At 52.7% G+C, this 20,935-nt stretch carries 17 protein-coding genes; 5 read left to right on the forward strand and 12 right to left on the reverse strand.

The features are described from left to right. Positions 1-324: 324 nt before the first annotated feature. Positions 325-2,718 (forward strand): maltodextrin phosphorylase, encoded by a 2,394-nt coding sequence (gene malP / locus ACJHWT_RS09830; RefSeq protein WP_000081881.1) that lies wholly within the window; start codon positions 325-327, stop codon positions 2,716-2,718. Positions 2,719-2,727: 9 nt separating this feature from the next. After that, a complete protein-coding gene (gene malQ / locus ACJHWT_RS09835) occupies positions 2,728-4,812 on the forward strand; it encodes a 4-alpha-glucanotransferase (RefSeq protein ID WP_000444328.1) in 2,085 nt (694 codons plus the stop codon). A 44-nt stretch (positions 4,813-4,856) separates the two neighbouring features. On the opposite strand, the gene gntT is transcribed toward malQ, so the two are convergent. The 3 genes from gntT to gntX form a co-directional block, all read right to left on the reverse strand. After that, the gene (gene gntT, locus ACJHWT_RS09840; RefSeq protein ID WP_001131758.1) at positions 4,857-6,173 is read right to left on the reverse strand and encodes a gluconate transporter; all 1,317 of its coding nucleotides are present in this window, start codon (positions 6,171-6,173) and stop codon (positions 4,857-4,859) included. 360 nt (positions 6,174-6,533) lie between these two features. Continuing rightward, positions 6,534-7,109: a Fe-S biogenesis protein NfuA gene (gene nfuA / locus ACJHWT_RS09845; protein WP_000619389.1), complete on the reverse strand. Its 576-nt coding sequence runs from the start codon at positions 7,107-7,109 to the stop codon at positions 6,534-6,536. A 58-nt stretch (positions 7,110-7,167) separates the two neighbouring features. Then, positions 7,168-7,851: a DNA utilization protein GntX gene (gene gntX / locus ACJHWT_RS09850; protein WP_001318079.1), complete on the reverse strand. Its 684-nt coding sequence runs from the start codon at positions 7,849-7,851 to the stop codon at positions 7,168-7,170. A 37-nt stretch (positions 7,852-7,888) separates the two neighbouring features. On the opposite strand from gntX, the gene bioH reads away from it, so the two are divergent. Then, a complete protein-coding gene (gene bioH / locus ACJHWT_RS09855) occupies positions 7,889-8,659 on the forward strand; it encodes a pimeloyl-ACP methyl ester esterase BioH (protein WP_001060098.1) in 771 nt (256 codons plus the stop codon). 219 nt (positions 8,660-8,878) lie between these two features. Here bioH and rpnA read toward each other — a convergent pair whose 3' ends face one another. The 6 genes from rpnA to greB form a co-directional block, all read right to left on the reverse strand. Then, the gene (gene rpnA / locus ACJHWT_RS09860) at positions 8,879-9,772 is read right to left on the reverse strand and encodes a recombination-promoting nuclease RpnA (RefSeq protein ID WP_000039071.1); all 894 of its coding nucleotides are present in this window, start codon (positions 9,770-9,772) and stop codon (positions 8,879-8,881) included. A 202-nt stretch (positions 9,773-9,974) separates the two neighbouring features. Next, entirely contained in the window at positions 9,975-10,211 is a 237-nt protein-coding gene (feoC, locus tag ACJHWT_RS09865) for a [Fe-S]-dependent transcriptional repressor FeoC (protein WP_000157586.1), read from the reverse strand. Then, positions 10,211-12,532, reverse strand: coding sequence for a Fe(2+) transporter permease subunit FeoB (gene feoB / locus ACJHWT_RS09870; protein WP_000737007.1), 2,322 nt, complete (start codon positions 12,530-12,532; stop codon positions 10,211-10,213). The genes feoC and feoB overlap by 1 nt, the downstream gene beginning before the upstream one ends. Positions 12,533-12,548: 16 nt before the next feature. Continuing rightward, positions 12,549-12,776, reverse strand: coding sequence for a ferrous iron transporter A (feoA, locus tag ACJHWT_RS09875; RefSeq protein ID WP_001200455.1), 228 nt, complete (start codon positions 12,774-12,776; stop codon positions 12,549-12,551). Positions 12,777-13,213: 437 nt separating this feature from the next. After that, positions 13,214-15,535: a Tex family protein gene (locus ACJHWT_RS09880; protein WP_000980757.1), complete on the reverse strand. Its 2,322-nt coding sequence runs from the start codon at positions 15,533-15,535 to the stop codon at positions 13,214-13,216. Between the two features lie 96 nt (positions 15,536-15,631). Then, positions 15,632-16,108 carry a transcription elongation factor GreB gene (gene greB, locus ACJHWT_RS09885; RefSeq protein ID WP_000856744.1) on the reverse strand — a complete coding sequence of 159 codons (477 nt, stop codon included), beginning with the start codon at positions 16,106-16,108 and terminating at the stop codon, positions 15,632-15,634. 227 nt (positions 16,109-16,335) lie between these two features. Between greB and ompR the strand changes: the two genes are divergently transcribed. Continuing rightward, positions 16,336-17,055 carry a two-component system response regulator OmpR gene (ompR, locus tag ACJHWT_RS09890; RefSeq protein WP_001157751.1) on the forward strand — a complete coding sequence of 240 codons (720 nt, stop codon included), beginning with the start codon at positions 16,336-16,338 and terminating at the stop codon, positions 17,053-17,055. After that, on the forward strand, positions 17,052-18,404 hold the full coding sequence (gene envZ / locus ACJHWT_RS09895; RefSeq protein ID WP_001253707.1) for a two-component system sensor histidine kinase EnvZ: 1,353 nt from the start codon (positions 17,052-17,054) through the stop codon (positions 18,402-18,404). Before ompR ends, envZ begins: the two co-directional genes overlap by 4 nt. 31 nt (positions 18,405-18,435) lie before the next feature. Here envZ and nadS read toward each other — a convergent pair whose 3' ends face one another. The 3 genes from nadS to pckA all read right to left on the reverse strand — a co-directional run bounded on the left by nadS (position 18,436) and on the right by pckA (position 20,847). Next, positions 18,436-18,732 (reverse strand): NadS family protein, encoded by a 297-nt coding sequence (nadS, locus tag ACJHWT_RS09900; RefSeq protein ID WP_000650976.1) that lies wholly within the window; start codon positions 18,730-18,732, stop codon positions 18,436-18,438. 58 nt (positions 18,733-18,790) lie between these two features. Then, the gene (locus tag ACJHWT_RS09905; RefSeq protein WP_000493756.1) at positions 18,791-19,108 is read right to left on the reverse strand and encodes a type II toxin-antitoxin system RelE/ParE family toxin; all 318 of its coding nucleotides are present in this window, start codon (positions 19,106-19,108) and stop codon (positions 18,791-18,793) included. A 116-nt stretch (positions 19,109-19,224) separates the two neighbouring features. Next, the gene (gene pckA, locus ACJHWT_RS09910) at positions 19,225-20,847 is read right to left on the reverse strand and encodes a phosphoenolpyruvate carboxykinase (ATP) (protein ID WP_410232327.1); all 1,623 of its coding nucleotides are present in this window, start codon (positions 20,845-20,847) and stop codon (positions 19,225-19,227) included. Positions 20,848-20,935 lie beyond the last annotated feature (88 nt).

Raw genomic sequence — 20,935 nt, forward strand, 5'->3', positions numbered from 1 at the left:
TATTAAGAATGAGATGGAGCACACTGGATATTTTACTTGTGAAACTGTTTCACTCCTTTACTTAATTTATAGAGTTACCTTCCGCTTTTTGAAAATACGCAACGGCCATTTTTTGCACTTAGATACAGATTTTCTGCGCTGTATAGCATTGATTTGCTGCTAATCCTGTGGTTTGCACTAGCTTTAAGTGGTCGAGATCACATTTCCTTGCTCATCCCCACAACTCCTCCCTGCCTAATCCCCCGCAGGATGAGGAAGGTCAACATCGAGCCTGGCAAACTAGCGATAACGTTGTGTTGAAAATCTAAGAAAAGTGGAACTCCTATGTCACAACCTATTTTTAACGATAAGCAATTTCAGGAAGCGCTTTCACGTCAGTGGCAGCGTTATGGCTTAAATTCTGCGGCTGAAATGACCCCTCGTCAGTGGTGGTTGGCAGTGAGCGAAGCACTGGCCGAAATGCTGCGTGCTCAGCCATTTGCCAAACCGGTGGCGAATCAGCGACATGTTAACTACATCTCAATGGAGTTTTTAATTGGTCGCCTGACGGGCAACAACCTGTTGAATCTCGGCTGGTATCAGGATGTACAGGATTCGTTGAAGGCTTATGACATCAACCTGACTGACCTGTTGGAAGAAGAGATCGACCCGGCGCTGGGTAACGGTGGTCTGGGACGTCTGGCGGCGTGCTTCCTCGACTCAATGGCAACTGTCGGGCAGTCAGCTACTGGCTACGGCCTTAATTATCAATATGGCTTGTTCCGCCAGTCTTTTGTCGATGGCAAACAGGTTGAAGCGCCGGATGACTGGCATCGCGGTAACTACCCGTGGTTCCGCCACAACGAAGCACTGGATGTGCAGGTAGGGATTGGCGGTAAAGTGACGAAAGATGGACGCTGGGAGCCGGAGTTTACCATTACCGGTCAAGCGTGGGATCTCCCCGTTGTCGGCTATCGTAATGGCGTGGCGCAGCCACTGCGTCTGTGGCAGGCGACGCATGCGCATCCGTTTGATCTGACTAAATTTAACGATGGTGATTTCCTGCGTGCCGAACAGCAGGGCATCAACGCGGAAAAACTGACCAAAGTTCTCTATCCAAACGACAACCATACTGCCGGTAAAAAGCTGCGCCTGATGCAGCAATACTTCCAGTGTGCCTGCTCGGTAGCGGATATTTTGCGTCGCCATCATCTGGCGGGGCGTAAACTGCACGAACTGGCGGATTACGAAGTTATTCAGCTGAACGATACCCACCCAACTATCGCCATTCCAGAACTGCTGCGCGTGCTGATCGATGAGCACCAGATGAGCTGGGATGACGCCTGGGCCATCACCAGCAAAACTTTCGCTTACACCAACCATACCCTGATGCCAGAAGCGCTGGAACGCTGGGATGTGAAACTGGTGAAAGGCTTACTGCCGCGCCACATGCAGATTATTAACGAAATTAATACTCGCTTTAAAACGCTGGTGGAGAAAACCTGGCCGGGCGATGAAAAAGTGTGGGCCAAACTGGCGGTGGTGCACGACAAACAAGTGCATATGGCGAACCTGTGTGTGGTTGGCGGTTTCGCGGTGAACGGTGTTGCGGCGCTGCACTCAGATCTGGTGGTGAAAGATCTGTTCCCGGAATATCACCAGCTATGGCCGAACAAATTCCATAATGTCACCAACGGTATTACCCCACGTCGCTGGATCAAACAGTGCAACCCGGCACTGGCGGCTCTGTTGGATAAATCACTGAAAAAAGAGTGGGCTAACGATCTCGATCAACTGATCAATCTGGAAAAATTCGCTGATGATGCGAAATTCCGTCAGCAATATCGCGAGATCAAGCAGGCGAATAAAGTCCGTCTGGCAGAGTTTGTGAAAGTTCGTACCGGTATTGAGATCAATCCACAGGCGATTTTCGATATTCAGATCAAACGTCTGCATGAGTACAAACGCCAGCACCTGAATCTGCTGCATATTCTGGCGTTGTACAAAGAAATTCGTGAAAACCCGCAGGCTGATCGCGTACCGCGCGTCTTCCTCTTTGGCGCGAAAGCGGCACCGGGCTACTACCTGGCGAAAAACATTATCTTTGCGATCAACAAAGTGGCTGACGTGATCAACAACGATCCGCAGGTTGGCGACAAATTGAAGGTGGTGTTCCTGCCGGATTATTGCGTTTCGGCGGCGGAAAAACTGATCCCGGCGGCGGATATCTCCGAACAAATTTCGACGGCAGGTAAAGAAGCTTCCGGTACCGGCAATATGAAACTGGCGCTCAATGGTGCGCTTACTGTCGGTACGCTGGATGGTGCGAACGTTGAAATCGCCGAGAAAGTTGGTGAAGAAAATATCTTTATTTTTGGTCATACCGTGGAACAAGTGAAGGCAATTCTGGCCAAAGGCTACGACCCGGTGAAATGGCGGAAGAAAGATAAGGTGCTGGACGCAGTATTGAAAGAGCTGGAAAGCGGTAAATACAGCGACGGCGATAAGCATGCCTTCGACCAGATGCTGCACAGTATCGGCAAACAGGGCGGCGATCCGTATCTGGTGATGGCGGATTTCGCCGCTTATGTAGAGGCACAAAAGCAGGTGGATGTGCTGTACCGCGACCAGGAGGCCTGGACTCGCGCGGCGATCCTCAATACCGCCCGCTGCGGTATGTTTAGCTCGGATCGCTCTATTCGCGATTATCAGGCTCGTATCTGGCAGGCAAAACGCTAAGGAAGCTCGATGGAAAGCAAACGTCTGGATAATGCCGCGCTGGCGGCGGGGATTAGCCCCAATTACATCAATGCCCACGGTAAACCGCAGTCGATTAGCGCCGAAACCAAACGGCGTTTGCTTGACGCGATGCATCAACGTACCGCCACGAAAGTGGCGGTAACGCCAGTCCCGAATGTCATGGTTTATACCAGCGGCAAAAAAATGCCGATGGTGGTGGAGGGCAGCGGCGAATATAGCTGGCTGCTGACCACCGAAGAAGGAACGCAGTACAAAGGCCATGTAACGGGGGGCAAAGCGTTCAATCTACCGACGAAGCTGCCGGAAGGTTATCACACGCTGACACTCACCCAGGACGACCAGCGCGCGCATTGCCGGGTGATTGTCGCCCCGAAACGCTGTTACGAACCGCAGGCGTTGCTGAATAAACAAAAGCTGTGGGGTGCCTGCGTTCAGCTTTATACGCTGCGATCGGAAAAAAACTGGGGTATTGGGGATTTTGGCGATCTCAAAGCGATGCTTGAGGATGTGGCAAAACGTGGCGGGTCGTTCATCGGTCTGAACCCGATTCATGCGCTCTATCCGGCAAATCCGGAAAGTGCCAGCCCGTATAGCCCGTCTTCTCGCCGTTGGCTGAATGTGATTTATATCGACGTTAACGCAGTTGAAGATTTCCATCTTAGCGAAGAGGCTCAGGCCTGGTGGCAGTTGCCGACCACGCAACAGACGCTGCAACAGGCGCGGGATGCCGACTGGGTTGATTACTCCACGGTTACCGCCCTAAAAATGACAGCATTACGAATGGCGTGGAAAGGTTTCGCGCAACGTGATGATGAGCAGATGACCGCGTTTCGCCAGTTTGTTGCAGAGCAGGGCGACAGCCTGTTCTGGCAGGCAGCCTTTGATGCGCTACATGCCCAGCAAGTGAAAGAGGACGAAATGCGCTGGGGCTGGCCAGCATGGCCAGAGATGTATCAGAACGTGGATTCACCAGAAGTGCGCCAGTTCTGCGAAGAACATCGTGATGACGTCGATTTTTATCTCTGGTTGCAGTGGCTGGCTTACAGCCAGTTTGCCGCCTGCTGGGAGATAAGCCAGGGCTATGAAATGCCGATTGGCTTGTATCGTGATCTGGCGGTTGGCGTAGCGGAAGGTGGGGCGGAAACCTGGTGTGACCGTGAACTGTATTGCCTGAAAGCGTCGGTTGGCGCGCCGCCGGATATCCTCGGCCCGTTGGGGCAGAACTGGGGATTGCCGCCAATGGACCCGCATATTATCACCGCGCGTGCCTATGAACCGTTTATCGAGCTGTTGCGTGCCAATATGCAAAACTGCGGCGCATTACGAATTGATCACGTGATGTCGATGCTGCGTTTGTGGTGGATACCGTATGGCGAGACGGCAGATCAGGGCGCGTATGTTCACTATCCGGTGGATGATCTGCTCTCGATTCTGGCACTCGAAAGTAAACGTCATCGCTGTATGGTGATTGGTGAAGATCTCGGTACCGTACCGGTAGAGATTGTCGGTAAGCTGCGCAGCAGCGGTGTGTACTCCTACAAAGTGCTCTATTTCGAAAACGACCACGAGAAGACATTCCGCGCACCGAAAGCGTACCCAGAGCAGTCGATGGCGGTTGCGGCGACACACGACCTGCCTACGCTACGCGGCTACTGGGAGAGCGGGGATTTAACGCTGGGCAAAACGCTGGGGCTGTATCCGGATGAAGTGGTACTGCGCGGTCTGTATCAGGATCGCGAACTGGCGAAGCAAGGGCTGCTGGATGCTCTGCATAAATATGGTTGCCTGCCAAAACGTGCCGGGCATAAGGCATCGTTGATGTCGATGACACCGACGCTGAATCGTGGCTTACAGCGCTACATCGCCGATAGCAACAGCGCCCTGTTAGGACTACAGCCAGAAGACTGGCTGGATATGGCGGACCCGGTAAATATTCCCGGCACCAGTTACCAGTATAAAAACTGGCGGCGCAAGCTCTCCGCAACGCTTGAGGCGATGTTTGCCGATGATGGTGTGAACAAGTTGCTGAAGGATTTGGACAGACGGCGCAGAGCGGCAGCGAAGAAGAAGTAGAGTGCGGTTGATGCCGGATGCGATGCATCCGGCAGTCAGTGTTATCAAATCACCATATTCAGCAGCAGACAGCCTACCAGACCGCACACCGAGATAATGGTTTCCAGCATCGACCAGGATTTGATGGTCTCGCCGATAGTCAGGTTAAAGTACTCTTTGAACAGCCAGAAGCCCGGATCGTTCACGTGAGAGAAAATCACACTACCGGAACCAACCGCAATAACCATCAGCTCCGGGCTAACACCCGTCGTTGCAATCAGCGGTGCCGCGATACCACCCGCAGTGATTGCCGCAACGGTTGCGGAACCCAGCGCGATACGCAGTACGGCAGCAATCGACCAGGCCATCAGCAGCGGAGAAATGTTGGTTTCGTGCATCATGGAAGCAATGTATTTGTCCACGCCGCTGTCTACCAGCACCTGCTTGAACGCACCGCCACCACCGATAATCAACAGCATCATCGCAATGATTTTGATGGAAGAAACCAGCGTGTCGTTAATCTGATCCATTGAACGACCACGGTTCAGACCAAAGGTGAACATCGCAATCAGTACGGCAATCAGCGTAGCCATTACCGGGTCACCGAGGAACTCCGCTACCGGCAGGAAAGCGTGACCTTTCGGCAGGATCATTTCGGCAATCGCACGCATCGCCATCAGTACTACCGGCACCAGAGAGGTCCAGACGCTGACGCCAAAGCTCGGCATCTCTTCTTCGCTGAAGGTTTTCGCGCTGTAGAGACCTTCCGGAATTGGCTTATCGATACCTTTCAACACGCGAGCGTAAACCGGACCGGCGAGAATCACGGTCGGGATTGCCAGAATAGTACCGTACAGCAGGGTTTTACCCATATCGGCATTGAAAATGGTGGCAATCGCAGTCGGGCCCGGATGCGGTGGCAGGAAGCCGTGGGTCACAGACAGTGCAGCCGCCATTGGTACACCAACATACAGCAGTGGAATATTCGCGGAAGCCGCGATGGTAAACACCAGCGGCAGCATCAGCACGAAACCCACTTCATAGAACAGGGCAAAACCAACGGTAAAACCGGTCAGTACCACCGCCCACTGGATGTGTTTTTTACCAAATTTAGCAATCAGCGTGGTGGCGATACGTTGTGCGCCACCGCAGTCTGCCAGCATTTTGCCCAGCATTGCGCCAAAACCCATGATCAGGGCAAGGCTACCGAGCGTTCCGCCGACACCTGCTTTGATGGAGCCAATAACTTTATCCAGCGGCATTCCTTGCATTAATCCAACAGCAAGCGCCACGAGGACGAGAGCGATGAAGCCGTTCATTTTGAAACGGATCATCAGGAGCAACAACAAGATTACACCGATAGCAACAATGACTAATGGCATGATTTACCTGGCCTTTCATTTGTTATGGGTAACGTCAATTTTCTGACGACAAACTCTAATTATCCCAATCGGGAACAGAGATATTGCGGCACCACGACTGATACCCACTAAAACTAATTATTGTAGTCAGATGTCAGGAGTATGTTTGGTACCCACGTGAATGATACGGGTAACATCCGGCGTTTGAGAATCACCAGAGCGGGGTAAATTTAAATTATGAGAGGTTGGTCATATTATCGCGGGGAAACGAAGGGAGGGGGTTGCCAAAGCAATGCTGCGCCAACGTCTGGCACATGTTCAACGTAGGCCCGAAATGACGCTTTAGCGTCGCATCGGGCAATCTACAAAAGAGGGGATAACTTAGTAGTAGGAGTGCTCGCCGCGCTGGTGTTCGGTGAGATCGCGCACACCTTTCAGCTCCGGGAATTCGTTCAGCAGCTGCTTCTCGATCCCTTCTTTCAGCGTCACATCTACCATAGAACAACCGTTACAGCCGCCGCCAAATTGCAGAATGGCGTAACCGTCTTCGGTGATTTCCATCAGCGAAACGCGACCACCGTGACCAGCAAGCTGTGGGTTGATCTGCGACTGCAGCATATACTCCACGCGCTCCATCAGCGGTGCATCGTCTGCGACTTTACGCATTTTGGCGTTAGGCGCTTTCAGCGTTAACTGGGAACCCAACTGGTCTGTAACAAAGTCGATCTCTGCATCTTCCAGGTAAGGAGCGCTTAACTCATCAACATACGCGGTCAGCAGGTCAAATTTCAGGGCAGTGTCGGTGGCTTCTACAGCGTCCGGCGGACAATAAGAAACGCCACATTCAGCGTTAGGCGTGCCAGGGTTAATCACAAATACGCGGATTTGTGTCCCTTCTTCCTGATTTGCCAGCAGTTTGGCAAAGTGCGCTTGTGCAGCATCGGAAATACGGATCATAGTAATGGCCTAATAGTTGACTATTTTAGTTGGTTATAATACGCCCATCATCGAGGCTCTACAAGGTTCGACAAAGGCACCAGACCTGGACAGTCGCCGCACCATTGCGTAAAAGCAACTGCGCAATCTCTGCGACGGTACTTCCGGTGGTGACGACATCATCCACAATCACCATATGGCGACCTTGCACAGGCAATTCAAGGCGAAAGGCATTTTTCAGGTTGCGCTTGCGCAGCCGGGCACTGAGAAAATGCTGGGTCGCAGTGGCCCGTGTTCGTGTGACGGCTTCGCTATCCCATCGGCAGTGCAACCAGCGTGATAACGGCTGACACAGCAAATCGCTCTGATTAAATCCCCGACGCCAGTGACGCCGCTGCCATAACGGAACGCTGATAATGCGATCCGGCAATTGCAACCCGGTGGTGCGACGAGCGTGTAAGACTTCCAATAGTAACAGACGTGCCAGGGCGCTGGCGATTTCGCTGCGCCGGGAAAACTTAAGCTGGTGGATAAGCGGACTTAACGGCGGCGCATAGTCGGCAACCGTGACCAGTCTTTGCCAGGGCGGCGGTTTTTGCAGGCAGCGACCGCAGGGAAGATGTGAGTGTGTGGCGGGTAATCCACATTGGGGGCATAACGTTTTATCTGTACGGGCGGCGCGTGAGCATACCGAACAAATCCCCCAATGACCTAACGCCAGCGGCATTCGGCATAGCCAGCATAATCCCGGTACTGTTAGCATATGTTCATCCTTGTAAGTAAAAAGAGAACAATAGCGGATGAATAACATCTGGTGGCAGACCAAAGGTCAGGGGAATGTTCATCTTGTGCTGTTGCACGGATGGGGACTGAATGCCGAAGTGTGGCGTTGCATTGACGAGGAACTGAGCTCGCATTTTACGCTGCACCTTGTTGACCTGCCCGGCTTCGGGCGTAGCCGGGGATTTGGTGCGATGTCACTTGCTGATATGGCCGAAGCCGTGCTGCGACAGGCACCTGATAAAGCCATTTGGTTAGGCTGGAGTCTGGGCGGGCTGGTGGCAAGCCAGATTGCGTTAACCCATCCCGAGCGTGTTCAGGCGCTGGTCACCGTGGCGTCGTCGCCTTGTTTTAGTGCTCGTGACGAGTGGCCGGGGATAAAACCGGACGTGCTGGCGGGATTTCAGCAGCAACTCAGTGATGATTTTCAGCGTACAGTGGAACGGTTCCTTGCGTTACAAACCATGGGTACTGAAACGGCGCGCCAGGATGCGCGGGCGCTGAAGAAAACCGTTCTGGCGTTACCGATGCCGGAGGTTGACGTGCTTAATGGCGGGCTGGAAATCCTGAAAACGGTCGATCTCCGTCAGCCGCTGCAAAACGTGTCCATGCCGTTTTTGCGATTGTATGGCTATCTCGATGGTCTGGTGCCGCGCAAAGTGGTGCCGATGCTGGATAAACTCTGGCCGCACAGCGAGTCGTACATTTTCGCCAAAGCGGCCCATGCGCCGTTTATTTCGCATCCGGTCGAGTTTCGTCACGTGCTGGTGGCGTTGAAGCAGAGGGTGTAGGTGGCTTTTGAAATGGCGAGACAGAATTTTACTGACTCGCCGCAGCCAACTCTTCTTCTGACACCCCGGTAAAGCGCATGATGTCCGCAAGAGGGACTCCGGATTACAGCATTCTTTTGGCGATATCCAGGGCTTCCAGGCGTCGACCCAATAAATAACCAATCAGGTAACTAATAAGATATTCTCTTTCTGCATCTGTCATTAAAACCATCCTTTACGTTATTGATGATTTATTTCAGCAAGGTCTTCAACCGTCAGGCTGGTAAATCGCAGAACGTCCTCAAGAGAAACTCCGGCGTCCAGCATGGTTTTGGCAATATTTAGGGCGTTGGTACGTATACCTTTCTGAAACCCTTCCTGCCGCAATCTTTCCGCAATAGTCATTAAGCTCTCCTTGTGTTTCGGTGAATGTTCGGCAACGCCGTCGATAAAATCGTTAAAACGTACCGCATCGCCGGTTTGCAAGATGTAATTAAACAGCCCTTTGATTTGTCTGTCATTAGCGTATCCACTACTTAATAAGCAGGCCATTTGCTCTACCAGCCCCATCAGATCGCGTTGACGAATATGTTTTTGAATTAACTCCAGCAGCGCCATACGTCGGTGCTGCATGATTTCATCATCAGGCATGACGGTGACATCAATCAGCGGAAATGCGGAGGCATAAAGCTGCCTTGCCAGGTTGGGATCGGCGAAACAATCCAGCCAACACAGCGAATAGGGATAGGGGCTTTCAATACCGTGGTAAAACAACAATGGCACCACCATCGGCAACGTTTTGTATCCGGCATCCAGGTGATTTTGCATTGCGGCAATAGCGTAACGCATCATGCGAAATGCGATCAGTTTGTTTGAGGTGCTTTGATGTTCAATCAGACAATAGATATATCCCGGTCCTTGTTCCGTTTTCACCGACCACAGCACGTCGGAATAGCTTTCACGCAGATCGTCATCAATAAAGCTGCTCGACTCCAGCTTGAGGGTTTTCATATCACAGAGCGCGTGAATAGGTGCCGGTAAATGGAACGCAAGAAAATCGCGTGCCGTGTCCGGTTGGCGTAAAAAGAGTTTGAATAGTGCATCATGTGGGGTGGAACTCTGCTTTTTGCTCATGGCGTTCCTTCACCTGTTGTTTGAATGCCGTGACTCTACGCGCCACTCCACACCTGTGCATTAGCGAGTTTTCATCCCTGCGAGACGCTTTCAGAGGAACTTACGTTGTACTGCAAGGGTTGCATTTTTATGGAAAGCCGCACGCAAAAAAGCCCGGATGCAAACGCATACCGGGCTTTTCAAAACAGGCGATGGAGTATGGTTAACGCAGCGCCCACCACTCGCGCAGACAGGCTTTGCCTTCCGGGCAGCTTTTACAACTGCCAGAGAGGCAGCCGTCAGGTTCTTCCTGAATCCGCACGGCTTTGCCCATGCTTTCCAGCTGTTGCAGCATGGCGTTAATCATTGGCTGCGGAGTGTTCAATGTCTGGCTTATCTGGGCCGCTTCCATACGGCCCCGTAACGCCAGCAAATCACGCACCTGAATAAGTGAAGCCATTAATGGCAATCACCGGTGGTGCTGGCTGCGCAGCAACTGCTTACCGACTTGCGGGTTGCCAGCAGTTCGATATCCACCCGGCTACGCGCGCGGCGCAGCAGACCGATAACCACGATGTTAAACAGGATAACCGCCAGAATGCACACCAGGCTGTAAGTTGGGTGCTGACTGTAGCTGGCGACCTGATAGAACAATGTTGCCAGCGAGTAAGCGATATTCAGCCCCCACAGGATGGAGAAGCCCATCCAGCCACGGCTTGATTCACGGGCGATGGCTCCCATCACCGAGATACATGGTACATACAGCAGGACGAAAATCAGGTAGCTGTAAGCTGCTGCTGCGCTACCGAATTTCTGATCCATCACGCCCATCGCCCCGGTCCCCATTTCGCCGTCGCCTTTGCTGGCTTCAATGGGGTTCATCAGTACGCTAAGGCTGAAGGTGTCTTTCAGGCTCTGCCAGGTTTCATCTATCGCACTGAACAGCTCTTCACCGAGGTTAAATTCCGCCGGATTGAACTCTTCGTCCTGAATATTTTCTGCGGTGTAGAGGGTGTTGAGCGTACCCACTACCACTTCTTTCGCCATGGCACCTGTAAACAGGCCAACCGTTGCCTGCCAGTTATCTTCATGCACGCCAATCGGCTTGAAGACTGGGGTGATCACCCGGCTGACGGAAGCCAGCGCCGAGTCGTTGATGTTATCGACGATTTTCCCGCTCAGAGAGAAGCTGTTGAAAGCACTCAGGAAAATGCTGACGATGATAATCACTTTACCAGCACGCAGAACGAAGCCTTTCAGACGCTGCCAGGTCTGGATAATCAGGCTTTTAACGTGTGGTACATGGTAGACCGGCAGCTCCATGACAAACGGCGTCGCTTCACCGCGCATGATGGTGTACTTGAGCATCAGGCCCGTCAGCACCGCCATTACGATACCCAGCATATACAGCGAGAAGACCGCCAGCGCACCGTTCTGCCCGAAGAAGGCAGCCGCGAATACTGCGAAGATAGCCAGACGTGCGCCGCAGGACATAAACGGTGCCATCATGATGGTCATCAGGCGTTCACGCGGTGCATCAAGCGTACGTGCGCCCATTACCGATGGTACGTTACAACCGAAGCCGACGATCAGCGGTACAAAGGATTTCCCCGGCAAGCCCAGCGCCTGCATCAGGCGGTCCATCACAAACGCCGCACGCGCCATATAGCCGGAGTCCTCAAGGAAGGAGAGGAACAGGTACATCATGCCGATCTGCGGCACCAGTGGCAGCACGGTGTTAATACCGCCACCCAGGCCCTGGGCGAGGAAGATAGTCAGCCAGTCCGGGAAGTGGAGCGTGTAGCCAATCCATTGAATACCATGCACAAATAGCGCCACGGAGCCGACGTCAAACAGCGGCTGTAACGCCCCGCCGATGTTGATAGCCAGCAGGAACATCAGGTACATCACAAAGAGGAAAATCGGCAGACCGAGGAAACGGTTGAGCACGATTTTATCTACCGCAGTGGTGAAACGGCTGGGTTCTGCCGTCAGGGTGTTGCTTACCACATCACAGATGGCAGCAATGCACTGGTAACGCGCATCGGCAATGTGCAGCGCCGGATCGTCCATCTCATTACGCAGACGGGCGAGGGCGGCATCCAGATGCTGCGACGCTTCACCGGCGTAGGCGCGGCTGTAGATATCGCCTTCCAGCATTTGCAGGCCCAGCCAGCGACGTTGTTTCAGCGGGATGTCGGAAGGCATCACTTTTGCCAGTGAATCTGCTTCGTTGAGTAGCGGCTGTGCGTAATGCACCAGTTCCACATTCTCGTTAGCTTTATAGCGATCAATCGCCAGCTTGAGCGCTTCAATACCGCGACCACGGGTTGAAACCAGCGGGATCACCGGGCAGCCAAGACGCGCCGACAGAGCATCAATTTCAATACGAATATTTTGCTTCTCGGCAATGTCGAGCATGTTCAGTGCCACGATGCAGGGAATGCCGAGTTCCAACAGTTGCAGCGTCAGGTACAGGTTACGCTCAAGGTTAGACGCATCCACCACGTTAATCAGCAGGTCTGCGTCGCCACTCAAAATGTAGTGACAGGCGATTTGCTCATCGAGCGAGGTCTGCGATGAGATGGTGGTCAGAGAATAGGTGCCGGGCAGGTCCACCAGCGTGACCTGATGATCGGTGGTGGAGAATTGCCCTTCTTTACGTTCGACGGTAACGCCAGCCCAGTTACCTACACGCTGACGTGCGCCAGTGAGCTGGTTAAATAACGTTGTCTTGCCAGAATTTGGATTACCAATTAAGCCAATGGTTAATTTTTTCATTGTTGTTATCACCGTATTAACAGGAAACCGCTTCCACTTCTAATAAGGCCAGATCTTTTTTGCGTAATACCAGGCTCACACGACGGGTTTCGATATGAATGGGGTCGCCGAGTGGAGCGACGCGCACCACATTAAAAGAGGAGCCAGGTAACATGCCAAGAGAAAGCAGTTTTTGGCGATATGCCGGGCTGATTTCACGGGAAAAGCCAGTAATTTTCCACGCAGTATCTGGAGTGTATTGCATAGGTGCCTACTTGTTTCTCATTAACTGGATAACTACCTCATGGGGCGTTTGACAGCGACATGAGACCAGATGATTTGCCAACGAAGGAGAGATTAAATAATCAACAGTACAATGATAATGAGAATGGTTTCTATCAGCAATACTTAAAATGTGTGTGAATGTTGGTTTGAATAATAATCTGACTCAATGTTGATATGGCTCAAGGTTATATCGCAGCGAAAATATAATTCGCATGACGAATTATTATGGCTGGTTAATGTTTAATTAAGGTTTCAGTTGTTAATGAAGTGATAAATATTAACGGGATATATTATGAGTTTGCTTGTGGAATAAAAAGGCCGGAGATATTCTCCGGCACTTTTATGTCAGGCAAGGCGTTCGTTGCCAGATGTGGCGTGAACGCCTAATCGCGCAGGTTTAGGGGCCAGTCCGGGCGTTTAACGTTTTTTGCCCATTGCCGCCGCCAGCGCATCCATCATCGCGCTATTACCGGCAGGCTGCGCTTCACGCCCACGCGGTTTGGCTGCCGGGCGGTTGTTTTGCGGGCGATCGTTACCGCCACCGCGACGGGCGTTGGTTTCGCCAGGCTGCTCGTCCAGACGCATGGTCAGGGCGATACGTTTACGCTGAAGATCCACTTCCAGCACTTTCACCTTCACAATGTCGCCCGCTTTCACCACGGTATGCGGATCTTCCACAAACTTGTTCGACAATGAAGAGATGTGAACCAGGCCGTCCTGATGCACGCCAATATCGACAAACGCGCCAAAGTTGGTGACGTTGGTCACCGCACCTTCGAGGATCATACCCGGTTGCAGGTCGTTCATTGTCTCGACGCCATCGGCAAACTGAGCGGTTTTAAATTCCGGACGCGGATCGCGACCCGGTTTTTCCAGCTCTTTGATGATGTCGGTTACCGTCGGCACACCGAATTTCTCATCAGTAAAGTCAGACGCTTTCAGGTTACGCAGTTCGCTGCTGTTACCCATCAGATCTTTCAGTGCCTGCTGTGTTGCTGCCAGAATGCGTTCCACCACCGGATAGGCTTCCGGGTGAACGGTAGAAGCGTCCAGCGGGTTATCACCGTGGTTAATGCGCAAGAAGCCCGCGCACTGCTCGAAGGCTTTCGGCCCCAGACGGCTCACTTTTAACAGTTGCTGACGGTTCTGGAACTGGCCGTTCTCATCGCGCCAGGCCACGATGTTTTGCGCCATCATGCGCGTCAGGCCCGCCACGCGGGTTAACAGAGGAACAGAAGCGGTGTTGAGATCGACGCCAACGGCGTTTACGCAGTCTTCTACTACTGCATCCAGTTTGCGTGCCAGCTGCGTCTGGCTGACGTCATGCTGATACTGACCTACGCCGATAGATTTCGGATCGATTTTCACCAGCTCCGCCAGCGGATCCTGCAAACGACGGGCGATAGACACCGCGCCACGCAGCGAAACGTCGAGATCCGGGAATTCCTGTGCTGCCAGCTCGGAAGCCGAGTAAACCGACGCGCCAGCTTCGCTGACGATCACTTTCTGCGCGGTCACTTTCGGGAACTGCTTCTGCACGTCGAGATAGAAACGTTCGGTTTCGCGAGAAGCTGTACCGTTGCCGATCGCCACCAGTTCAACGTTATGCTTTTCACACAGCGCAGCAACGGTCATCGCTGCTTTTGCGGCCTGCCCGGTATGCGGATAAATGGTATCGGTCGCCACCAGTTTACCTGTCGCATCGACTACCGCCACTTTTACCCCGGTACGCAGACCCGGATCGAGGCCCATCGTTGCACGCAGTCCGGCAGGGGCCGCCATCAGCAGATCGTGCAGGTTACGGGCAAAGACGTTGATTGCTTCATCTTCCGCGCGTTCGCGCACGGTGCCCATCAGTTCAGTTTCCAGATGCATCAACACCTTGATGCGCCATGTCCAGCTCACCACACCTTTGCGCCAGCTATCCGCCGGGGCATTGTTCAGGCGCAGGCCAAGGTGATCCATGATGATTTGCTCGCAATAGCTCTCTTTCGGCGGCTCTTCGAACTGCGGATCGGCATTCAGCGAAAGCTGAAGTACGCCTTCGTTACGACCACGGAACATCGCCAGCGCGCGGTGAGAAGGCACCGTGGACAGCGGTTCGTGATGATCGAAATAGTCGCGGAATTTCGCCCCTTCCTCTTCTTTACCATTCACCACGGTTGAGACCAAATGCGCGTTCTTCCACAGATAATCACGCACTTTCGCCAGCAGCGCGGCATCTTCGGCAAACCGTTCCATTAGGATATAGCGCGCGCCGTCCAGCGCGGCTTTGGTATCTGCCACGCCTTTATCGGCATCAACATATTGTGCAGCGGCGACTTCTGGCGTGTGTGACGGATCGCTCCACAGCAGGTCAGCCAACGGCTCAAGCCCTGCTTCAATGGCGATTTGCCCGCGGGTGCGGCGTTTAGGTTTGTAGGGCAGGTAGAGGTCTTCGAGTTCGGTTTTGCTTAGTGTGGCGTTGATGGCATTCGCCAGCTCGTCAGTGAGTTTGCCTTGCTCGGAAATGGACTTGAGGATCGCCTGACGTCTCTCTTCCAGCTCGCGCAGATAGCTCAGGCGCGTTTCCAGATTACGCAGCTGCGTGTCATCCAGACCGCCGGTGATTTCCTTACGATAACGTGCGATAAACGGCACGGTATTCCCTTCGTCAAGCAGGCGAACGGCAGCGTCAACCTGTTCCGGGCGCGCCTGAATTTCACCCGCAATAATGCGGCAGAACGAATCATTCATCATGGTTTGAGTTCATCTTTTCGGATCAAAAATCAGGGGATAGTTATACGGACTGGCTGGCAAAAATGCCAGCCATCGGCAGGAGGTTAAGACTCTTCCTTACGGTTTCACGTACTCGATAGCATTCACATACCAGCTCGCTTCCCCGGCAGGGGTATTCACCACCGCCAAATCGCCCACCTCTTTTTTCAACAATGCGCGAGCCATCGGGGAATCGATAGAGATGTAATCTTTACGGCCAAAAATTTCATCGTAGCCGACAATACGGAAACGGTGAGTCACGCCATCGTCGTTTTCAATCTCCACCCACGCACCAAAAAAGACTTTGCCTTCCTGCTGAGGGGAGTAATCGACGATTTTGAGATTTTCCATGCATTTAGTGAGATAGCGCACGCGACGGTCGATTTCACGCAGGCGCTTTTTATTATACTGATAGTCAGCATTTTCGCTGCGGTCGCCCAGACTTGCGGCCCAGGTCACCTTTTTTGTGACCTCCGGGCGTTCTTCACGCCAGAGATAATTAAGCTCTTGTTTGAGTTTTTCATACCCTTCCCGGGTAACCAGGGGCGTTTTCATCTCGTTGATTCCCTTTGTCTGTTTGATAATGCGCACATTGGGTATAACGTGATCATATCAACAGAATCAATAATGTTTCGCCGAATAAATTGTATACTTAAGCTGCTGTTTAATATGCTTTGTAACAATTTAGGCTGAAATTCATACCAGATTTAGCTGGTGACGAACGTGAGCTTTTTTAAGAATACACGCTTACAAATTGTTGCGAACCTTTGGGAGTACAAACAATGCAAGAGAACTACAAGATTCTGGTGGTCGATGACGATATGCGCCTGCGCGCGCTGCTGGAACGTTATCTCACCGAACAAGGCTTCCAGGTTCGAAGCGTCGCTAATGCAGAACAGATGGATCGCCTGCTGACTCGTGAATCTTTCCATCTTATGGTACTGGATTTGATGTTACCTGGTGAAGATGGCTTGTCGATTTGCCGACGTCTTCGTAGCCAGAGCAACCCGATGCCGATCATTATGGTGACGGCGAAAGGAGAAGAAGTGGACCGTATCGTTGGTCTGGAGATTGGCGCTGACGACTACATTCCGAAACCGTTTAACCCGCGTGAACTGCTGGCCCGCATTCGTGCGGTGCTGCGTCGTCAGGCGAACGAACTGCCGGGCGCGCCGTCACAGGAAGAGGCGGTAATTGCTTTCGGTAAGTTCAAACTTAACCTCGGTACGCGCGAAATGTTCCGCGAAGACGAGCCGATGCCGCTCACCAGCGGTGAGTTTGCGGTACTGAAGGCACTGGTCAGCCATCCGCGTGAGCCGCTCTCCCGCGATAAGCTGATGAACCTTGCCCGTGGCCGTGAATACTCCGCAATGGAACGTTCCATCGACGTGCAGATTTCGCGTCTGCGCCGCATGGTAGAAGAAGATCCGGCGCATCCGCGTTACATTCAGACCGTCTGGGGTCTGGGCTACGTCTTTGTACCGGACGGTTCTAAAGCATGAGGCGATTGCGCTTCTCGCCACGAAGTTCATTTGCCCGCACGTTATTGCTCATCGTCACCTTGCTGTTCGTCAGCCTGGTGACGACTTATCTGGTGGTGCTGAACTTCGCGATTTTGCCGAGCCTCCAGCAGTTTAATAAAGTCCTCGCGTACGAAGTGCGTATGTTGATGACCGACAAACTGCAACTGGAGGACGGCACGCAGTTGGTTGTGCCTCCCGCTTTCCGTCGGGAGATCTACCGTGAGCTGGGGATCTCTCTCTACTCCAACGAAGCTGCCGAAGAGGCTGGTCTGCGTTGGGCACAACACTATGAATTCTTAAGCCATCAGATGGCGCAGCAACTGGGCGGCCCGACGGAAGTACGCGTTGAGGTCAACAAAAGTTCGCCTGTCGTCTGGCTGAAAACCTGGCTGTCGCCCAATATCTGGGTGCGTGTGCCGCTGACCGAAATTCATCAGGGTGATTTTTCTCCGCTGTTCCGCTATACGCTGGCGATTATGCTATTGGCGATAGGCGGGGCGTGGCTGTTTATCCGTATCCAGAACCGACCGTTGGTCGATCTCGAACATGCTGCTCTGCAGGTCGGTAAAGGGATTATTCCGCCGCCACTGCGTGAATATGGCGCTTCGGAGGTGCGTTCGGTTACCCGCGCCTTTAACCATATGGCGGCTGGTGTTAAGCAACTGGCGGATGATCGCACGCTGCTGATGGCGGGGGTAAGTCATGATCTGCGTACGCCGCTGACGCGCATTCGCCTGGCAACCGAGATGATGAGCGAGCAGGATGGCTACCTGGCAGAATCGATCAATAAAGATATCGAAGAGTGCAACGCCATCATTGAGCAGTTTATCGACTACCTGCGCACCGGGCAGGAGATGCCGATGGAAATGGCGGATCTCAACGCAGTGCTCGGTGAGGTGATTGCCGCCGAAAGTGGCTATGAGCGGGAAATTGAAACCGCGCTTTACCCCGGCAGCATTGAGGTGAAAATGCACCCGCTGTCGATCAAACGCGCGGTGGCGAATATGGTGGTCAACGCCGCCCGTTACGGCAATGGCTGGATCAAAGTCAGCAGCGGAACGGAGCCGAATCGCGCCTGGTTCCAGGTAGAAGATGACGGTCCGGGAATTGCGCCGGAACAACGTAAGCACCTGTTCCAGCCGTTTGTTCGCGGCGACAGTGCGCGCACCATTAGCGGCACGGGATTAGGGCTGGCAATTGTGCAGCGTATCGTGGATAACCATAACGGCATGCTGGAGCTTGGCACCAGCGAGCGGGGCGGGCTTTCCATTCGCGCCTGGCTGCCTGTGCCGGTAACGCGGGCGCAGGGTGCGACAAAAGAAGGGTAAATAAAACGGGAGGCGAAGGTGCCTCCTGTTTTTAGATTGTTTTCAATTGATTGATAATGAAAGGATTCGCTTGCAAAAGCAGGAGCAATTTTCGGGGTGCTCCGGTAGGTTGACGGCGTTTGGTTTCCCAGCTTTTGACCAGGTCATAACTTACCCCTACGGCGACAGCAAAATCTTGCTGACGTAAACCCGTTGCTTCACGGATCGCTTTTACATCGATTTCGCTAAAAGTATGGACGTGCTCTGGTTCAGGCGTTTCTTCACCCTTTTCGATGCGTACCATTTCTTCTGCGCTGGCAAGAAGATCAGCAAATAATTCATCTTTCATCTGTTTTCAATGCCTCCGTTGACATTTCGGCCATGGTGGAATTTGTGGAGCTTCAACATTAAAGCAGCTTCTCGGACAATAGTTTCAATGCCTTTCTTTGTTCTTCTGTTAAATCATCCTGTTCATTTTTAGGATAAATCAACGCCAGATAAATTCGGCCATTGCGTGTTACGTTGTAATAAATTATCCGAATGCCACCCCGTTTCCCCATTCCAGAACGGTTCCAGCGAATTTTTCTAAAACTGCCTGTGCCTGCGATAATGTCACCGGCAGTGGGATCTTGAATGAGTAGTTCCTGAAAAGCCCGGAACTCATCATCAGGTAGCAATAACTGGCGGCGTTTGCTAAATCCTTGTAGTTCAATAAACGTGAACATAATGCATCCTGCGGTCTATTGATAATTATAAGTGTACCGTGTACATATTGGTAGCTAATTAGATATAAAAAAACCCCTTATCCGTTTGGATAAGGGGTCAATGAGATTTCAGCTGATTACAGCTTCGGACCAGCCGCTACCAGCGCGGCACCCGCAGGGGTGTCGGTGTATTTATCGAAGTTGTCGATAAACAGTTTCGCCAGCGTTTCAGCTTTTTCCTGCCACTGTTCCGGAGAGGCGTAGGTGTTACGCGGATCGAGAATCTTCGTGTCTACGCCCGGCAGTTCGGTTGGGATCGCCAGGTTAAACATCGGCAGAGTGAAAGTTTCTGCGTTATCCAGCGAACCGTTGAGGATGGCGTCGATAATGGCGCGGGTATCTTTAATCGAGATACGTTTGCCAGTGCCGTTCCAGCCGGTGTTAACCAGATACGCCTGCGCGCCTGCCGCCTGCATACGTTTCACCAGCACTTCTGCGTACTGAGTTGGGTGCAGCGACAGGAATGCCGCGCCGAAGCAGGCGGAGAAAGTTGGCGTCGGTTCGGTGATGCCGCGCTCTGTACCGGCCAGTTTGGCGGTGAAGCCAGAGAGGAAGTGGTACTGGGTTTGATCGGCAGTCAGACGAGAAACCGGTGGCAGCACACCAAAGGCGTCTGCGGTCAGGAAGATAACTTTCGTTGCGTGGCCCGCTTTGGAAACCGGCTTAACGATGTTATCGATGTGATAGATCGGATAAGAAACGCGGGTGTTCTCGGTTTTTGAACCATCATCAAAGTCGATAGTGCTATCTTCACGCACGGTGACGTTTTCCAGCAGCGCATCGCGACGGATAGCGTTGTAGATTTCAGGTTCCGCTTCTTTCGACAGCTTGATAGTTTTTGCGTAGCAGCCGCCTTCGAAGTTAAACACGCCGTCATCGTCCCAGCCGTGTTCGTCATCGCCAATCAGGCGACGTTTCGGGTCGGTGGAAAGGGTGGTTTTACCGGTGCCGGAAAGGCCGAAGAACACCGCAACATCACCTTTCTCACCAACGTTGGCGGAGCAGTGCATAGACGCGATACCTTTCAGCGGCAGCAGGTAGTTCATCATTGAGAACATCCCTTTCTTCATTTCGCCGCCGTACCAGGTGCCGCCAATCAGCTGCATGCGCTCGGTCAGGTTAAACGCCACGAAGTTTTCGGAGTTCAGACCCTGTTCTTTCCACTGCGGGTTAGTGCACTTCGCGCCGTTCATAACGATAAAGTCTGGTTTGAAACCTGCCAGCTCTTCATCGCTCGGGCGAATAAACATGTTTTTGACAAAATGCGCCTGCCAGGCCACTTCGGTGATGAAACGGACGGAAAGACGAGTATCCGGGTTCGCACCACAGAAGGCGTCGACAACGAACAGACGTTTGCCGGAAAGCTGTTTGGTCACCAGGCCTTTCAGATGCTGCCAGGTTTCCGGAGAGAGAGGTTTGTTATCGTTCTTACCTTTGCCTTTGTCTGCCCACCAGAAAGTATCGCGAGTGGTATCGTCACGGACGATATACTTATCTTTTGGTGAACGACCGGTGAAGATCCCGGTATCGACGGCAACGGCACCCAGATTAGTTAACACCCCGCGCTCATAACCTGTCAGGCTCGGATCGAGCTCTTCCTGATACAGCAGGTCGTAGCTTGGGTTGTAAACGATATCATGTACGTCACTGATACCATAAGCCTCGAGTTCTTGCGGGGTCAAACCATTGTTAACGCGCATTTCACTGCTCCTTAGCCAATATGTATTGCCTGAATAGTAAAGTCTTTTTGGGGGTGTTAACCGCGACAAGGCTCATAGATTTACGTAT

The organism is Escherichia sp. WS338, from assembly GCF_046486405.1.
GTDB classification, from domain to species: domain Bacteria; phylum Pseudomonadota; class Gammaproteobacteria; order Enterobacterales; family Enterobacteriaceae; genus Escherichia; species Escherichia coli.

Coding starts and splice junctions, on each gene's coding strand:
- ACJHWT_RS09905 (WP_000493756.1), bottom strand. CDS start 19,108: ATGTTCACGTTTATTGAACTACAAGGATTTAGCAAACGCCGCCAGTTA.
- pckA (WP_410232327.1), bottom strand. CDS start 20,847: ATGCGCGTTAACAATGGTTTGACCCCGCAAGAACTCGAGGCTTATGGT.
- nfuA (WP_000619389.1), bottom strand. CDS start 7,109: ATGATCCGTATTTCCGATGCTGCACAAGCGCACTTTGCCAAACTGCTG.
- ACJHWT_RS09880 (WP_000980757.1), bottom strand. CDS start 15,535: ATGATGAATGATTCGTTCTGCCGCATTATTGCGGGTGAAATTCAGGCG.
- rpnA (WP_000039071.1), bottom strand. CDS start 9,772: ATGAGCAAAAAGCAGAGTTCCACCCCACATGATGCACTATTCAAACTC.
- feoB (WP_000737007.1), bottom strand. CDS start 12,532: ATGAAAAAATTAACCATTGGCTTAATTGGTAATCCAAATTCTGGCAAG.
- feoA (WP_001200455.1), bottom strand. CDS start 12,776: ATGCAATACACTCCAGATACTGCGTGGAAAATTACTGGCTTTTCCCGT.
- ompR (WP_001157751.1), top strand. CDS start 16,336: ATGCAAGAGAACTACAAGATTCTGGTGGTCGATGACGATATGCGCCTG.
- nadS (WP_000650976.1), bottom strand. CDS start 18,732: ATGAAAGATGAATTATTTGCTGATCTTCTTGCCAGCGCAGAAGAAATG.
- malQ (WP_000444328.1), top strand. CDS start 2,728: ATGGAAAGCAAACGTCTGGATAATGCCGCGCTGGCGGCGGGGATTAGC.
- gntX (WP_001318079.1), bottom strand. CDS start 7,851: ATGCTAACAGTACCGGGATTATGCTGGCTATGCCGAATGCCGCTGGCG.
- envZ (WP_001253707.1), top strand. CDS start 17,052: ATGAGGCGATTGCGCTTCTCGCCACGAAGTTCATTTGCCCGCACGTTA.
- gntT (WP_001131758.1), bottom strand. CDS start 6,173: ATGCCATTAGTCATTGTTGCTATCGGTGTAATCTTGTTGTTGCTCCTG.
- bioH (WP_001060098.1), top strand. CDS start 7,889: ATGAATAACATCTGGTGGCAGACCAAAGGTCAGGGGAATGTTCATCTT.
- greB (WP_000856744.1), bottom strand. CDS start 16,108: ATGAAAACGCCCCTGGTTACCCGGGAAGGGTATGAAAAACTCAAACAA.
- malP (WP_000081881.1), top strand. CDS start 325: ATGTCACAACCTATTTTTAACGATAAGCAATTTCAGGAAGCGCTTTCA.
- feoC (WP_000157586.1), bottom strand. CDS start 10,211: ATGGCTTCACTTATTCAGGTGCGTGATTTGCTGGCGTTACGGGGCCGT.